At 71.6% G+C, this 14925-nt stretch carries 13 protein-coding genes; 8 read left to right on the top strand and 5 right to left on the bottom strand.

The features are described from left to right. Positions 1–56: 56 nt before the first annotated feature. On the bottom strand, positions 57–770 hold the full coding sequence (locus tag ABD151_RS11415) for a DUF3800 domain-containing protein (protein WP_343994390.1): 714 nt from the start codon (positions 768–770) through the stop codon (positions 57–59). Between the two features lie 39 nt (positions 771–809). Continuing rightward, entirely contained in the window at positions 810–1457 is a 648-nt protein-coding gene (locus ABD151_RS11410) for a TetR/AcrR family transcriptional regulator (RefSeq protein WP_343994388.1), read from the bottom strand. A 200-nt stretch (positions 1458–1657) separates the two neighbouring features. Here ABD151_RS11410 and ABD151_RS11405 point away from each other — a divergent pair, with 200 nt between their 5' ends. Then, on the top strand, positions 1658–2272 hold the full coding sequence (locus ABD151_RS11405; RefSeq protein ID WP_343994386.1) for a hypothetical protein: 615 nt from the start codon (positions 1658–1660) through the stop codon (positions 2270–2272). A 207-nt stretch (positions 2273–2479) separates the two neighbouring features. Further along, positions 2480–4654, top strand: coding sequence for a tannase/feruloyl esterase family alpha/beta hydrolase (locus ABD151_RS11400; RefSeq protein ID WP_343994384.1), 2175 nt, complete (start codon positions 2480–2482; stop codon positions 4652–4654). Positions 4655–4722: 68 nt separating this feature from the next. Here the strand turns inward: ABD151_RS11400 and ABD151_RS11395 are convergent, their stop codons facing one another. Both ABD151_RS11395 and ABD151_RS11390 read right to left on the bottom strand, forming a co-directional pair. Continuing rightward, positions 4723–5271 carry an SACE_7040 family transcriptional regulator gene (locus ABD151_RS11395; protein ID WP_343994382.1) on the bottom strand — a complete coding sequence of 183 codons (549 nt, stop codon included), beginning with the start codon at positions 5269–5271 and terminating at the stop codon, positions 4723–4725. A gap of 9 nt (positions 5272–5280) precedes the next feature. Next, positions 5281–6243 carry an MBL fold metallo-hydrolase gene (locus tag ABD151_RS11390; RefSeq protein WP_343994380.1) on the bottom strand — a complete coding sequence of 321 codons (963 nt, stop codon included), beginning with the start codon at positions 6241–6243 and terminating at the stop codon, positions 5281–5283. A 104-nt stretch (positions 6244–6347) separates the two neighbouring features. Here ABD151_RS11390 and ABD151_RS11385 point away from each other — a divergent pair, with 104 nt between their 5' ends. The 6 genes from ABD151_RS11385 (at position 6348) to ABD151_RS11360 (ending at position 14252) form a co-directional block, all read left to right on the top strand. After that, entirely contained in the window at positions 6348–7919 is a 1572-nt protein-coding gene (locus ABD151_RS11385) for a carboxyl transferase domain-containing protein (RefSeq protein ID WP_343994378.1), read from the top strand. Positions 7920–7926: 7 nt separating this feature from the next. Further along, on the top strand, positions 7927–9945 hold the full coding sequence (locus ABD151_RS11380) for an ATP-binding protein (RefSeq protein WP_343994376.1): 2019 nt from the start codon (positions 7927–7929) through the stop codon (positions 9943–9945). Positions 9946–10010: 65 nt separating this feature from the next. After that, the gene (locus tag ABD151_RS11375) at positions 10011–10910 is read left to right on the top strand and encodes a hydroxymethylglutaryl-CoA lyase (RefSeq protein WP_343994374.1); all 900 of its coding nucleotides are present in this window, start codon (positions 10011–10013) and stop codon (positions 10908–10910) included. Continuing rightward, positions 10907–12007 carry a hypothetical protein gene (locus ABD151_RS11370; RefSeq protein ID WP_343994372.1) on the top strand — a complete coding sequence of 367 codons (1101 nt, stop codon included), beginning with the start codon at positions 10907–10909 and terminating at the stop codon, positions 12005–12007. The genes ABD151_RS11375 and ABD151_RS11370 overlap by 4 nt, the downstream gene beginning before the upstream one ends. Further along, a complete protein-coding gene (locus ABD151_RS11365) occupies positions 12004–13041 on the top strand; it encodes a hypothetical protein (RefSeq protein ID WP_343994370.1) in 1038 nt (345 codons plus the stop codon). Before ABD151_RS11370 ends, ABD151_RS11365 begins: the two co-directional genes overlap by 4 nt. Beyond that, positions 13038–14252 carry a hypothetical protein gene (locus ABD151_RS11360; protein WP_343994368.1) on the top strand — a complete coding sequence of 405 codons (1215 nt, stop codon included), beginning with the start codon at positions 13038–13040 and terminating at the stop codon, positions 14250–14252. The genes ABD151_RS11365 and ABD151_RS11360 overlap by 4 nt, the downstream gene beginning before the upstream one ends. On the opposite strand, the gene ABD151_RS11355 is transcribed toward ABD151_RS11360, so the two are convergent. Next, the gene (locus tag ABD151_RS11355) at positions 14213–14908 is read right to left on the bottom strand and encodes an EcsC family protein (protein ID WP_343994366.1); all 696 of its coding nucleotides are present in this window, start codon (positions 14906–14908) and stop codon (positions 14213–14215) included. The genes ABD151_RS11360 and ABD151_RS11355 overlap by 40 nt on opposite strands. Between the last annotated feature and the right edge of the window lie 17 nt (positions 14909–14925).

The following is a 14925-nucleotide window of genomic DNA, read 5'->3' as shown; positions in this document are numbered from 1 at the left end:
TAGCCTGTTGACGCGGACCCGCCCCACATTCGTGGACTCGGCGGGTCTAGCTGTCTCTAGAGCCGGGTCGGAACCGTGCTGCCTCGGGGAGCGAGATAGGTGCCGAACCAGTTCCAGGCGAACTCGTTGTGGGCGTGCCTGTTGACCGCCATCAAGGCTGTGTAGGCAACAAGGTCTGCCATCTGAATCCACTGCGAGCGGCGTGAGTCGTGCATGGTGGGATCCTCGATGATGCGCCGCTCGTCCAACGGCAGTTCCCGATGGGCGTCCAAGAAGTGCGGGTCGTTGCCGTCCATCGTGATCAAGGCGTAGTGGTCGGCAGCGCGACACACGTCGTCCCAGGTGCCGATGAGACGCCGGTAGAGGTCGTACTTCTCGCGGGCGAACGCTCGACCACGGCTGTCGGTCTGGGCGTAGACCGCTCCGGTCGTCAGGTCTGGGCAGCGGTGCAGCAGGTCAAGGCATCGCAGGGCGACGGCGCGCCCGAGGTCCTTCTTGAGCAAGGTGCCGTCAGGGGCGAAGAAGTTGCGGGAGACGGCGGCCGGGTCGGTGATCAGCCGATCGCGTCCGTTCACGAAGCGGGTGGCGTGCAGCTCCGTGCTGGGTGGCAGGGTGAACTCCCGGTAGAGCTCCTTGCGCAGCTCCAGCCACGCGCGCAGGGCGCTGCACCAGCGCACGGGATGACACTCCACCCATCCGAAGACGATCAGCCCGGCGTGCGACTCGTTGTACGAGTCGTCGACGTAGATCAAGCGCTCCAGGCCCGGCATGGGCGCCAGGCTAGGAGCGACCTCCGACTCTCGAGGGCGCTAGCTGAGGCCGAGCGTCGTCGTCTGGCGGCGCAGGAAGGCCTCGAAGAGGTGGTCGGCGGGGTCCGCGGTGCCGACGAAGTGGCCGGCGATCTCGGCGGTGAGCATGCCGACCAGGGCGGCGATCTCGGCGATCACGGCAGCGGTGCCGGAGGGGTTGAGGTCGAGGGCGCCGGCGATCGGGCCGACCTGGCGGCTCAACGCGGTGGAGTTGAACGCGCCGACCGGGCCCTGGGCGCCGGTGGCGAGGAAGTGCACGGCGACCGCCTCGGCGGCGGGGATGGTCTCGGCGGGCGCGACGTAGCCGGGGATCGGGGTGCCGTAGATCAGCTGGAACTCGTGCGGGTTGCTCATCGACCAGACCCGGAAGGCGCGGCCGAGGGTCTCCCAGCGGCGGGCCAGGTTGCGCTTGCGGTCGGCGCCGCTGCTGGCCAGTGCCTCGGCGAGGTTGCCGTAGCTCTCGGTGATCATCGCGGTCAGCAGCGCCTCGCGGGTCGGAAAGTAGCGATAGATCGCCGAGGAGACCAGGCCGACCTCCCGCGCGATCGCGCGCATCGAGAGTGCGCCGCCGCCGTGCACGGCGATCTCCTGGCGGGCCGCGCTGAGGATCTGCGCGTGCATCTGCTCCCGGGCCTCGGCGCGCTTCATGGCTGTCCCTTCCTCGATGGCTGCTGGGTCCAGTGTGCCAGATCGGAGAGCGGTGCTCTTGCAATTGCGTCCAGGCGGTGCCATCCTCGATTGAGAGAGCAGTGCTCTCTCAATCCGATTCGAGTTATGGAGGAGTGGAGATGGTGGCTCAGGTGGCGGTAGTGGATGCAGGGCCCGGGCGCGCCTGGTCGGAGCGTCGGATGGCGGGTTGGGCGGGTGCGGTGCTGCTCGCCTCGGGCGGATTGATGGCGGCCTACCTGCTGCTGCGCCCCTACGGCGACGCGCAGGGTGTGCGGGCGACGGCCGAGGCGTTCGCCTCGCCCTGGTGGCTGGTCGCGCATCTCTCCGGCATCGGCGCGCTGGCGTGCTTCGCGGCGTTCGCCTGGGCCGTCTCGGGCGCTGGGCGTCTGGGTGCGTGGGTTCGCGCGAGCTCGGTGGTCGGCGCGGTGCTGGTGCTCCCGTACTACGGCGCCGAGTCCTTCGGGCTGCATGCGATCGGCCGGGCCTACCTGGACGGCGAGCTGGCCGACCTCGACCTCGCGGACGCCGTCCGCAACCATCCGGCGGCGATCGGAGCCTTCGGCGTGGGCCTGGTGCTCCTGGCTGTCGCCGGCGTGGGCGTCGCGTTCGCCGTCACGCGATCGGCGGGGGCCAGCAGCGGTGCCGTGACCCGGTTCGCCGGCTGGCCGCTCGGCCTGTTGATCGCGCTCTTCCTGCCGCAGTTCTACCTTCCGCCGGTCGGGCGGCTGGCCTTCGGTGTCGTCTATCTCCTGGCGGCGGCCTGGATGTGGCGACACCTGCGCACACCAGCGTGAGATGCCTGCCCGCGCGCGCGTCGACAGCGCCCCGGGCGCGCGCGACACCCGCGCCCGCGTGGGCGCGCGATAGCCGCAGTGCGTGCGTGGCGGCCACTTCCGTCAGGAAAAATTAAAACGATCGTTCGCTATTGATTCTGGGGAAGCGGGTGTCCTAGCGTGACGCCTGTCACTCCGCTCGGAGTGCGCTGAACAAGGAGTTCTTCTTTGCGCAGAATCGTTCCCATCGCTGCAGCGACCGGTCTCTCGGCGGGCTTGCTGGCAGTCGTTCCGGGCGCTCTCGGCGTGGCCTCGGGTGCCGCTCCCGCCACCCCGGTCGTCGTGGCCGACCCCGCCGCGAGCTGCGACGCCCTGACGGGCGTCGAGGTGCCGGCCGCGAGCATCGGCCTGCCGACCCAGGGCGCCCTCGTGGCATCCGCGACGCTGACCGCCGCCTCAGGCAGCCGTCCCGAGCACTGCCAGGTGCGCGGCAGCGTGCGCCCGAACGACCCGTCCGCGCCCGACATCGTCTTCCAGGTGAACCTGCCCACCGCCTGGAACCTGGGCAGCGTGCAGCTCGGCGGCGGCGGCTTCAACGGCGTCGTCATCGACGGCCTCGGCAACGTTCCCGGCACCGCCGGATCGGCAGCGCCGACCCGGCCGCTCGACCGCGGCTATGTGACCTTCGGCAGCGACTCCGGCAACGCGGTCGGCTCCGACCCGGCCGGTTCGTTCGCCCTCAACCGCGAATCGCTGGAGAACTACAGCGGCGACAGCATCAAGCGCACCCGCGACGCGGTGATGTCGCTGGTGGACACCTACTACGGCGAGCTGCCGACGACGCAGATCTTCGCCGGCGCCTCCAAGGGCGGCCACGAGGCGCTGATCGCAGCCCAGGAGTACGGCGACGACTACGACGGGATCATCGCCTACTACCCCGCCAACCAGAACCAGGCGATGGACATCGCCTGGTACCACATGGCGCAGCAGTGGAATCGCCCCGGCGGCTCGCTCGACGCCGCCGAGATCGCGCTGGTCCAGGACGCGGTGATGTCCACCTGCGACAAGCTCGACGGCGCCGTCGACGGCGTCATCGCCAACACCTCCGGCTGTGACGATGCGTTCAAGGTCGCCGACCTGCGCTGCCCGTCGGGCGCGGATGCCGGCGACGCCTGCCTCTCGCAGACGCAGATCGGCACCCTGCGCGCGGCGACGAGCCCGTTCAAGTTCGCCTTCACCCTCGCCAACGGCGTCACCGAGATGCAGGCGTTCCCCTACTTCCACGGCGCATCGGCCCAGGGGATCACCTCCTACGGTCGCTTCACCGAGCCGGTGATCAAGTACTTCATCACCCAGGACCCGGACGCCTCCACCGATGACTTCGACTACCGGCGCTACGAGCCGCGGGTGAAGGAGCTCTCCACCCTGCTGGACGCCACCGATCCTGACATCGACGAGTTCGTCACGGGCGGCGGCAAGATCCTGATGGTCCAGGGCACCACGGACACCCTGGTCACGGCCGGCACCACCTCGGCCTACTACGAGAGCCTTGAGCGCCGCTACGGCGACGACCTCGGTGAGTTCGCGCGCTACTACGTCCAGCCCGGCTACGCGCACGGCAACGGTGCCTTCAACCTGTCGTGGGACTCGCTGACCGCCTTGGAGAACTGGGTGCACGACGGCCTGGCGCCGGTCGACCAGGTCGCCACGGATGGCGCGTCGGCGACGGCCGGACGCACCATGCCGCTGTGCGACTACCCGGCCTGGCCGCGTCGGATCGCGGGCCCTGCGGACGAGGCGAGCAGCTTCGCCTGTGTGGACACCACGAGCGTCGATGCGACGACCACGGCGCTCGCCGTCTCCGCGAACACGCAGGCGTACGGCGCTGCGAAGCCGGTCCGGGCGACAGCCACCGTAACGGGCCTGGACGCCGGTGCCTCCGGCTCGGTGCGCTTCGTCCGTGGCAGCACCGTGCTGGGCACGGCTGCGCTGACGAAGGACGGGACCGCCGCGCTCGCGCTGCCGAGCACGACCCCGGTCGGAGCCCACCTCCTGAAGGCCGTCTTCATCCCGGCAGCGGACGCCGTCGCCGCGGGTTCGACGTCGACCGGCGTCCGGGTCCAGGTGCGCAAGGCGAAGGCCACCGTCACCGCGACCGTCGCCCAGCGAGCCAAGGTCGTCGTCAGGGTGAAGGCAGGCTCGGTGAAGCCGACCGGCCGGGTGACGGTCACCGTGGTTGGACAGGGCAAGGCCAGGGTGGTGAGCGCCAAGCTCACGCGATCACGGATCGTCGTCACCCTGCCGCGGCTGCCGCGCGGCACCTACAAGGTGAGCGTGGCCTACCAGGGTTCGGCAACGGTCGGCAGCGCGAAGGCTGCCGTGCGGACGCTCCGGGTGCGCTGACGCTCACCCGACTGTGTGGCACCTGGCTCCCACCATTCGGGGGCTGGGTGCCACGCAAGCGTGATCGCTCAGTCGACGCCGAGCGCGCGCAGCGACATCGACTCCAGCACCTCGCGCATCTCCTGGGCGGGGATGCGCGAGGAGTGTGGTGTGGAGTTGAGCAGGCCGAAGTTGGCGTGCGAGATCGACCGGGCGCGGTCGACGGTCAATGCGCCGTCGAGCTTGCGCAGCTGCTCGGCCCACAGGTCGACGTAGTCGCGCTGCAGGGTGCGCACCCGCTCGCGGGCCTCGGCGGGCAGCGACTGCCAGTCCCGCTCCTGGACGACGATCAGCGCCCGCCGCTCGACCGCGAAGTCGATGTGCCAGGAGACCAGGGAGCGCAGTGCGTCCTCGGCACCGGTGGCCGCGGCCACCCGGCGCTGGCCCTCGTCGAGCAGCTCCTCGCTGATCCCGACCAGCATCGCGGCGAGCATCGCGTCCTTCGACGGGAAGTGCTTGTAGAGCGCCGGACCGGAGATCCCGCAGGCGGCGCCGAGCTCGGCCACGGAGACGCCGTGGAACCCGCGGGCGGCGAACAATTCCGCTGCGGTCTCCAGGATCTGGTCACGTCGGCTCACCGGCAGAGCCTAACGAGTGGCGCCCGGCTCTGTCGCAGGAAGGTCCAACTGCCAGGGGTCCTCGCGTTGCCACAGGCGCGGCAGGTGCAGGCTGACGCCGTCCGCTGCGGCCAGCTCGTCGAGCAGCCGCACGGTCACGTCGAGGTCGTCGCCGGCATAGGGCAGTGCGCGCAGGCCGGCATGGTCGTCGGGCAGCGGGCCGAAGAAGTCGTCCCAGTGGGTGAGCACCACGTGCCGGGCGCCGACGGTGCGCACCGTCTCGGCCCAGTAGTCGCGGATGTAGCGCTCCGACTGCACGCCGAGCTGCCCGATCCCGAGCCACGCGACGTCCGCCTGGTGCCCCGCCAGCGACCCGCGCACGAAGCCGGCGCTGCCCTGGATCAGCAGCCGCCGCCCAGAGGTGTGCGCGACCAGGATCGACCACGCCTCCCCGCAGCGGTATGCGGTGGTCCGCACCGGCGGCACCACGGGGGCGTCGATGGTGCCGGGGTAGCGGTCCGGCGGGCAGTGGTCGGAGACCACGTGGGTGATCTGCCAGTTGCCGTAGGTGCGCGGCTCGCCCGGCGCAACGACGTCGATCCGGCCCGGCTGGAGGCCGTGCCCGCGGCCGATGTTGGCCGTCGACTCGCCACCGACCAGGACCGCACCCGTCGACTCGGCCACGACCGCCGCGTCGAGCGCATGGTCGAAGTGGGTGTGCACCGGAAGCACCGCGTCGAGCCGGTCGATGCCGGCGCGCGCGAGCGCGGTGCCGATCCGGGTCTGGTCGGGCTCGATCTTGCCGGCCGCGACGCGCAGCAGGCCGGGCCTGCTGAAGAAGCCGTCGGTCAGCAGTGCCGAGGTGCCGTCGTCCAGCAGCAGGGTGCTGACGCCGAGGAAGGTGACGGCGAACGGAGAGTGCTCGGCGGCCGGTGGCACGTCGAGCAGGTGGTCGTAGTCGGTGAGCCGTGGGCGGCCCAGGCGCAGACGCATGCGCCGATCGTAGTGTCCGCGCCGCTCCCTGCCCTCGGCGTCTCGTCCCGGTCAATGCGCCGAATCGCTTGCGCGCGACGCCCTGGTTAGCGATCATTAACCCCATGACCGAGATGCGCGATCTCGCCGACGACCTCCGCGAGCGCCTGGCCAAGGCCCACCAGGGCGGCAGCGAAGCCGCCCGTCGCAAGCACACCGACCGCGGCAAGCTGCTCGCCCGGGATCGGGTGAACCGCCTGCTCGACCCGGGCAGCCCGTTCCTCGAGATCGGCGCCCTGGCCGCGACCGGCATGTACGGAGCCCCGGACGCCACCGGGCAGAACGACCCGGTGCCCAGCGCGGGCGTCGTCTCCGGGATCGGGCAGATCAGCGGCCGGCTCGCCGTCGTGATCGCCAACGACGCCACGGTCAAGGGCGGCACCTACTACCCGGTGACGGTCAAGAAGCACCTGCGTGCGCAGGAGATCGCGCGCAGCAACCGGCTCCCGGTGATCAGCCTGGTCGACTCCGGCGGCGCCTTCCTGCCGATGCAGGACGACGTCTTCCCCGACAAGGAGCACTTCGGCCGGATCTTCTTCAACCAGGCGCAGATGAGCGCCGAGCAGATCCCGCAGGTCGCCGCGGTGATGGGCTCCTGCACGGCCGGCGGCGCCTACGTGCCGGCGATGAGCGACGAGACGGTGATCGTCAAGGATCAGGGCACCATCTTCCTCGGCGGCCCGCCGTTGGTGAAGGCCGCGACCGGCGAGGTGGTGACCGCCGAGGAGCTCGGCGGCGGCGACGTGCACGCCCGGAAGTCCGGCGTCGCCGACCACCTCGCGCTCGACGACGCGCACGCGCTGGCGATCCTGCGCGGCATCGTGGAGACCACCCCGGCCACCCGCGTCGCACAGACGGCACCGATCGAGGAGCCGGCCGAGGACCCGCTCGGCCTCTACGACGTCGTGCCCGCCGACACCCGCACCCCTTACGACGTGCGCGAGGTGATCCGGCGGATCGTCGACGGCAGCCGGTTCACCGAGTTCAAGCAGCTCTACGCCGAGACCCTGGTCTGCGGGTTCGCCCGGATCTACGGCCACCAGGTCGGGATCGTCGCCAACAACGGCATCCTCTTCGGCGAGTCCGCGCGCAAGGGCGCGCACTTCATCGAGCTGTGCAACCAGCGCGGCGTGCCGTTGGTCTTCCTGCAGAACATCTCCGGCTTCATGGTCGGTCGCGAGTACGAGAACGGCGGCATCGCCCGTGACGGCGCCAAGCTGGTCACCGCGGTGGCATGCAGCGTGGTGCCGAAGTTCACCGTGGTGATCGGCGGCTCCTTCGGGGCCGGCAACTACGGCATGTGCGGGCGCGCCTACGACCCGCGGTTCCTGTGGATGTGGCCCAACGCCCGGATCTCGGTGATGGGCGGCGAGCAGGCCGCCTCGGTGCTGGCCACCGTCAAGCGCGACGGCATCGAGGCCCGCGGCGAGCAGTGGTCGGGCGAGGAGGAAGAGGCGTTCAAGGCGCCGATCCGCGCCCAGTACGAGGAGCAGGGCTCTGCCTACTACTCCACCGCCCGGCTCTGGGACGACGGCGTGATCGACCCGCTCGACACCCGCCGGGTGCTCGGGATGGGGCTGGCGGCTGCGGCGAACGCGCCCACGCCGGCCCCCAACTACGGCGTCTTCCGGATGTGAGGCAGCGATGAGCAACGAGTTCGACGACTACATCTCCGCGGACGCCTTCGCCGAGCTGGGCACGCTGCTCGACAGCGTCCTGGTCGCCAACCGCGGCGAGATCGCGCTGCGGGTCTTCCGCACCGCCGCGGAGCACGGCATCCGCACCATCGCCCTCTACACCGATCTGGACGCCGACGCCCCGCACGTGCGCGCCGCCGACGAGGCGGTGCGGGTCGACTCCTATCTCGACATCCATGCCGTGGTCGCGGCAGCGGTGCATGCCGGTGCTGCCGCGATCCACCCCGGCTACGGCTTCCTCTCCGAGCGGGCCGCCTTCGCTCGCGCGGTCGAGGCCGCCGGGATCCGGCTGGTCGGGCCGAGTGCCGTGGTGATGGAGCAGATGGGGCGCAAGGACGCGGCGCGCGAGATCGCGGTGGCGGCCGGTGTCCCGGTGATCCCGGCCTACGACCTGGCCACGCCGGTCACCGAGCTGGACTTCCCGGTGCTGGTCAAGGCCGCTGCCGGTGGCGGCGGCAAGGGGATGCGGGTGGTGCGCAGCGCCGAGGAGTACCCGGCCGCGCTGGAGGCGGCAGCCCGCGAGGCCCGCTCCGCCTTCGGCGACGACACCCTCCTGATCGAGAAGTACGTCGAGTCCGGGCGGCACATCGAGGTCCAGGTGATGGCGGACACCCGCGGCAACGTCGTCCACCTGCTGGAGCGCGACTGCTCCACCCAGCGTCGGCACCAGAAGGTGCTGGAGGAGGCGCCCGGACCGACCGTCACGCCGAAGTTGCGGGCGAAGATCACCCAGGCGGCGGTGGCCCTGTCCCGAGCCGTCGACTACACCGGTGCCGGCACCGTGGAGTTCCTGGTCGACAACGCCACCGGTGAGCCCTACTTCCTGGAGATGAACACCCGCCTGCAGGTCGAGCACCCGGTCACCGAGCTCGCGACCGGCGACCGGGACCTCGTCGAGATGCAGCTCGAGGTGGCCGCCGGGCGCGAGCTCGAGATCGAGCAGCACGAGGTCGAGGCGGAGGCGCACGCGATCGAGGCGCGGGTCTACGCCGAGGACTCGCACCACGGCTTCCTCCCGCAGGCGGGCACCGCGCGGATCGTGCACTGGCCCGACGCCGCGACCAGCCGCTTGATGCGTGACGACGCCGCCGACGTGGTCCGCGTGGACCAGGCGCTGATCAGCGGCCAGGTGGTCTCCACGGCCTACGATCCGATGCTGGGCAAGGTGATCGCGCACGGTCGCGACCGCGAGACCGCGCGGCGCAACCTGCTGGCCGCCCTCGACGAGACCGCCATCTTCGGACTCACCACCAACGCCGGCTTCCTGCGTCAGCTGGTGGCCAGCGGCGAGTTCGCCGACGCCACCATCGACACCGCCTGGCTCGACCACCACGAGGTGCCCGCGCCCGACCCGGCGCTGGCCCGCGCGCTCGCCGCGCACGCCGTCGCCGATGCGGTGCTCGGTCAGAGCAGCGGCCCGTTCGCCAGCGACGCCTGGCGGGCGTCGGGCGACCAGGCACCGGTGCTGGTCGAGCTCGACGAGCCGGTCAGCGTCGTCCGGGACGGGACCGTCTCGCAGGTCGGCGAGTGGCGGATCCGCACGCTGGACCGGGTCCGGTTGGGCGTCGGCGCGGCCGAGCGGCTCGAGGTCTCCGTGGACGGCGAGCGCCAGGTCGTCTTCGTGGACGCCGGGCCCCACGTCGTCGAGGTGGTGCACCGCGGGCAGCGGTTCGTCTTCACCCGTCCCGACCCGTTCGCGGCGGCCGGGCACGAGCTCGCCGAGGGTGAGGTGACCGCGCCGATGCCGGGCACCGTGCTCGCGGTCTCGACGGCGGCGGGTCAGCGGGTGCAGGCTGGAGATCCTCTGGTGATCATGGAGGCGATGAAGATGGAGCTGACCCTCAAGGCGCCCTTCGATGGCGTCGTCGCGCAGGTCGGAGCCGTGGTGGGCGACCAGGTGGCGCTGGGCGCGGTGCTCGTCGTGGTGGAGCCCGACGACGCTGAGCAGGCGCAGGACCAGCGATGAGTGAGATCTCGCGCGCCATTACTGCGTCCTCGGCTGCCATCTCTGCGCCCTCGGGGGCATCGGAGGTGACGATCTGGGAGGTCGGGCCGCGCGACGGGCTGCAGAACGAGAAGACCATCGTGCCGGTCGAGGTGAAGGCGGAGTTCATCCACCGCCTGGCCGGGGCCGGGCACCGGGTGATCGAGGCGACCAGCTTCGTCCATCCGCGCTGGGTGCCGCAGCTCGCCGACGCCGAGGAGCTGTTGGAGCTGCTGGCAGGTGAGCAGCGGGTGCTGCCGGACCTGCCGGTGCTGGTGCCCAACGAGCGCGGGCTGGACCGGGCGCTCAGCCTCGGCGTCGAGCAGATCGCGGTCTTCGCCAGCGCCACCGAGACCTTCGCCAGCAAGAACCTGAATCGCACCCTGGAGACCCAGTGGTCGATGTTCGAGCCGACCATGGTGCGCGCCAAGGAGCAGGGCCTCTTCGTGCGCGGCTACCTGTCGATGTGCTTCGGCGACCCGTGGGAAGGCGCCGTGCCGATCGAGCAGGTGGTGGCCGCGGGCCGTCGGCTGCTCGACCTCGGTGCCGACCAGCTCAGCCTCGGCGACACCATCGGCACCGGAACGCCGGGCCACGTCACGGCGCTGCTGCGTGCCTTCGGCGACGCCGGCGTGGGGATCGACAAGATCGCCGTCCACTTCCACGACACCTACGGCCAGGCGCTCGCCAACGCCTACGCAGCCTGGCAACAGGGCGTGACCACCTTCGACGCCAGCGCCGGTGGCCTCGGCGGGTGCCCGTACGCCAAGAGCGCCACCGGCAACCTGGCCACCGAGGACCTGGTCTTCCTCTTCGAGGGCCTCGGGGTGCGCACCGGCGTCGACCTCGACGCGCTCGTCGAGACCAGCCTCTGGATGGCCGAGCGACTCGGCAGGCCGAGTCCGTCGCGGGTGGTCGCGGCACTTGGGGCAGAATCTGACGCATGAGCCGGGCACGCGTCTTCTTGCACATCGGGGCGCCCAAAACCGGCACCACCTATCTGCAGGACCGGCTGGCCCGCAATGCGCGGCGCCTGGCCCGGCACGGGGTGCACTACCCCGGGCGCAGCGTCTTCGGTGACACCTCGCTCTTCCACTTCCGCGCGGCGCTCGACGTGCTCGGCGCGGACTGGGGCGGTCCGCCCGGTCACGCCGACGGAGCCTGGGAGGCGATGCTGCGCCAGGTCCGCCGCCGCGGAGGCACCGTGGTGATCAGCCACGAGATCCTCGCGCCCGCGCCGCGCGAGCGGATCCGCAAGGTGATGGCCGACCTCGCCGAGCACGACGTGCACGTCGTCTATACCGCGCGCGACCTGGCCCGGCAGATCCCGGCCGGCTGGCAGGAGAGCATCAAGCAGGGCAGCACCTGGCGCTTCGCGCGCTACCTGCGCCGGGTCGAGGCCGGCGGTGCCTGGTTCATGCGCGCCTTCGACCTGCCGACCGTGCTCGACCACTGGGCCGAGGGCCTGCCGCCGGAGAACGTGCACGTGATCACCGTGCCCGGCCCGGACGCGCCCCGCGAGGAGCTGTGGCACCGGTTCTGCTCGGTGGTCGGCATCGACCCCGCCTGGGCACCGGACGACGCCGAGCGGGTCAACGAGTCGATGGGCATCGAGGAGACCCAGGTGCTGCGTCGCCTCAACCGCCGCCTGGTCGCCGGCCAGCCGGAGCGCCGCCGCAGCAAGGAGGCCGACCTCCTGCTCCTGCAGATGGTGCAGCAGGGCGGCTTCGCCGGCGGCAAGCGACGCATCGAGCTGCCGCCCGAGCACTACCCGTGGGCCGAGGCCCAGGCCCAGCGCTGGGTGGACTGGCTGGCGGGCTCGGGCGTCGACGTCGTCGGCGATCTCGACGATCTGCGCCCCGCCCCGCCGGTCCCGGGAGCGGTCTGGAACGATCCCGACAAGCCGCGACGACGGCAGCTGGCCCGCGCCTCGATCGCGGCCCTGGAGGCGGTCACCCTGGAGGCTGCGCGCCGGCCGGTGCCCGAGCAGGGGATGCTGCCGCGGGTGCGGGCAGGGTTCGAGCGACTGCGGAGCGACCGATGAGCGCCGTCGAGGCTCCGGGCCTGCGCCGCGGCTGGGCCTGGGTCGCCCACCTGCGCGACGGCGGCACCACGCCCTGGGCCGAGTTCGACGGTGACGCCACCTCCCAGGGGCCGTGGCTCCCGGGGGCGATCCAGCTGGAACTGGCCCGGCAGCTGAACCTGGCCGGCGATGCGCCCTCGCCAGAGGTCGTGGAGCGGGTGCTGGCCGCCAGCGCCCCGGGCCGTGGGCTGCCGGACCTGGAGCTGATCGGCGCGGACAGCGGCTCGGAGTTCGGGCCGCGCCCGGTCGATCCGGCGCAGGTTCCGCTCAAGGAGCTGATCCGGCTCGGCACCGGTGTGCTGGCCGAGGAGCTGGTCGGCGTGCAACCGGCGCTGCCGCGCGCGGGCCGTGGCCGGCGGGCCCGTCAGCACGTCGAGGGCGATCCGCTGCTGGTGCACCGGCAGATCGGCGGGCTGCGCGAGCCCCGCGCGCCGGGCGGCCGGCTCAAGGTCGTCGGCTCCTCGCTGGAGAACATGCTCTACGACGTCTGGGCGATGCGCTCGCTCACCGGATCGGTGCCGTCCTGGGGTCGCTGGGTGCGCCGCTTCTCCGAGGTGGACCGACTCCCGGTCGGCATCGATCTGGCCACCCTGGCGCGCCGGTGGAGCCGCCAGCACGGGCACCACCAGGTGCTGGTCAGCCTCGAGGAGAGCCCGGCCGCGCCGGCCCCGGAGGCGGTGGAGGCCGCCCGCCAGGTGGTGATGGCGCTGCGGGTGCTGGTACCCGCCGACCAGCTGCACCGGCTGCGTGAGGTCGTGGTGAACCCGTGGGTCTTCGCGCATCCCGGCCCCGCCCTCGGCGTCCCGGCCACCGAGCGGCCCTGGTTGGCGCGCAATGCAGGGCTGATGGCTGACCGCATCGTCGCCGCTGGCTACCCTGTCCATGGAGATCCAGGGATGTTGACGACGACCGCCGCCACCAGCGCGGCGCCACGCCCGCAGCGGGTTCTTCAGACAGTGGTGACGCTCCTGCGGGAAGGATGGGATCAGCGGTGAGTGCGAGGCGGGTGATCCTGCATGTCGGCACGCCCAAGACCGGCACCTCCTACGTGCAGGACGTGTTGTACAACAACCGGATCAAGCTCCGGACCGAGGGCATCGCCTACCCGGCGGAGCGCTTCGACGGTCACTTCCTGGCCGCGCTCGACCTGATGCGGCTGCCCTGGGGCGGCCTGGAGCAGGAGGCCGTCGGCGCCTGGGACGCCCTCGCCGCGGAGGCGAAGCGCTGGCCCGGCACCACGATCATCAGCCACGAGATCCTGGCCACCGCGTCGCGCGCGCAGGTCAAGCGCGCTCTGGAGACCCTGGGCCACCCCGGCACCGAGGTGCACGTGGTGCTCTCGGTGCGCGACCTGGTCCGCCAGATCCCGGCGGAGTGGCAGGAGAACATCAAGCACCGCCGCACGCTGAGCTACCGCGCGTTCCTCGACCAGCTCCAGGACCCGGCCCGCAGCGGCAACATCGCCACCTGGTTCTGGGGCGTGCAGGAGATCCCGGACATCCTCGACCGTTGGGCCTCGACGCTCTCGCCCGAGCAGGTTCACCTGGTCACCGTGCCGCCGTCCGGTGCGCCGAAGACGCTGCTGTGGGAGCGCTTCGCGACGGCGTTCGGGCTGACCGGGATGGATCTCGACCTGCACGTCGAGCGGGTCAACGCCTCGCTCGGCGTCCCGGAGACGGCGCTGCTGCGCCGGATCAACCAGGCGGCCAACGCCGAGGTCGAGCCGGTGCACTACCGCACGCTGGTGCGTGAGCTGCTGGCCCACCAGACGCTCTCGCTGCGCTCGGGATCGCCGCGTCTCGCGCTCCCGGAGCCGGTCTGGGAGTGGGCGCGCGACCTGTCGCAGAGCTGGGTCGGGGAGATCCAGAAGCGTGGCTACCACGTGATCGGCGATCTCGACGACCTGCTGCCGAGCGGCGAGCCGCCCGCGTTCAGCGACCCCGACGACCCCCGTGAGCGGCAGGTCAACCGCGCCGCCGTGGAGGCGATCAAGGCGCTGCTGCTGGAGAACGTGCGGATGCGGGAGGTCGAGGACGACCTGCACCGTCGCCTCGCCGAGACCGAGCAGGCCCTCGAGCGTGCCTACCTGCGCCCGACCTACCGGCTGCGGGAGAAGACCGTGCGCAAGCTGGAGGACTCCGGCGCCGGGCGCAAGGCGATGCAGGCCTACCGCTTCGTGCGCGGGCGGAACTCCGAGTCCGCGTAGCGGCCCAGCTTCCAGGTGGCGTAGCCGTCGGCGCACAGGCCGACCATGCCGCCGGCGATCGGCACCTTGCGGGCCATCGTGCCGACCACCTTCTTCCCGGTCACCCGGGTGATCAGGTCGTTGGCGACCCGGCTGGCGATCTCGGTCTCCAGCTTGGCGGGCAGCGGCTCGCCGGTGGCCAGCTCGATCGGGGTGCCCGGCAGCTTCCGTGCCTTGACCAGGGAGCGCACCTGGTCCTCGCCGAGCAGCGCGGCCAGGATCGCCGAGCGCACCCGCGGGTCGTGGATGTCGTAGCCGTGCAGGTCGGCGATGCAGGCGATCATCCGGGCCTGCACCAGTGCCAGGCCGGAGATGTTGGCCGGAATGGTCGCGGTGGCGGTGACGATGCCGCCGAGGTTGGTCACGAAGCCCTGGCCGCCCGCGTAGCGCACGTGCCGCTCGATGATGTCGTGCACGGCCTGCTTGACGTCGCCGCCGGCCTCCCGCTTGACCTTCCAGGCGGTGAAGGCGGCAGGGGGCAGCGGGCCGATGCCGCGGATCGCGCGGTCCAGCGCCTCACGCACCACGCCACCGGTGACGCCGGGTGCTGCGGTGCTGAGTGCCGCCCCGGCCAGCTTGGGGGTGAGGGAGGCAGTGAGCTTCTTGCTGATTCCCATGTCGTCAATCCTAGGTC

The organism is Nocardioides dubius (assembly GCF_039528155.1).
Taxonomy (GTDB): domain Bacteria; phylum Actinomycetota; class Actinomycetes; order Propionibacteriales; family Nocardioidaceae; genus Nocardioides; species Nocardioides dubius.
This window is presented reverse-complemented; position numbering and strand designations above follow the sequence as displayed.

Excerpts from the sequence above, each read along its gene's own strand:
- ABD151_RS11390 (WP_343994380.1), bottom strand. The coding sequence starts at position 6,243 with ATGCGTCTGCGCCTGGGCCGCCCACGGCTCACCGACTACGACCACCTG.
- ABD151_RS11365 (WP_343994370.1), top strand. The coding sequence starts at position 12,004 with ATGAGCGCCGTCGAGGCTCCGGGCCTGCGCCGCGGCTGGGCCTGGGTC.
- ABD151_RS11385 (WP_343994378.1), top strand. The coding sequence starts at position 6,348 with ATGACCGAGATGCGCGATCTCGCCGACGACCTCCGCGAGCGCCTGGCC.
- ABD151_RS11415 (WP_343994390.1), bottom strand. The coding sequence starts at position 770 with ATGCCGGGCCTGGAGCGCTTGATCTACGTCGACGACTCGTACAACGAG.
- ABD151_RS11355 (WP_343994366.1), bottom strand. The coding sequence starts at position 14,908 with ATGGGAATCAGCAAGAAGCTCACTGCCTCCCTCACCCCCAAGCTGGCC.
- ABD151_RS11370 (WP_343994372.1), top strand. The coding sequence starts at position 10,907 with ATGAGCCGGGCACGCGTCTTCTTGCACATCGGGGCGCCCAAAACCGGC.
- ABD151_RS11380 (WP_343994376.1), top strand. The coding sequence starts at position 7,927 with ATGAGCAACGAGTTCGACGACTACATCTCCGCGGACGCCTTCGCCGAG.
- ABD151_RS11405 (WP_343994386.1), top strand. The coding sequence starts at position 1,658 with ATGGCGGGTTGGGCGGGTGCGGTGCTGCTCGCCTCGGGCGGATTGATG.
- ABD151_RS11410 (WP_343994388.1), bottom strand. The coding sequence starts at position 1,457 with ATGAAGCGCGCCGAGGCCCGGGAGCAGATGCACGCGCAGATCCTCAGC.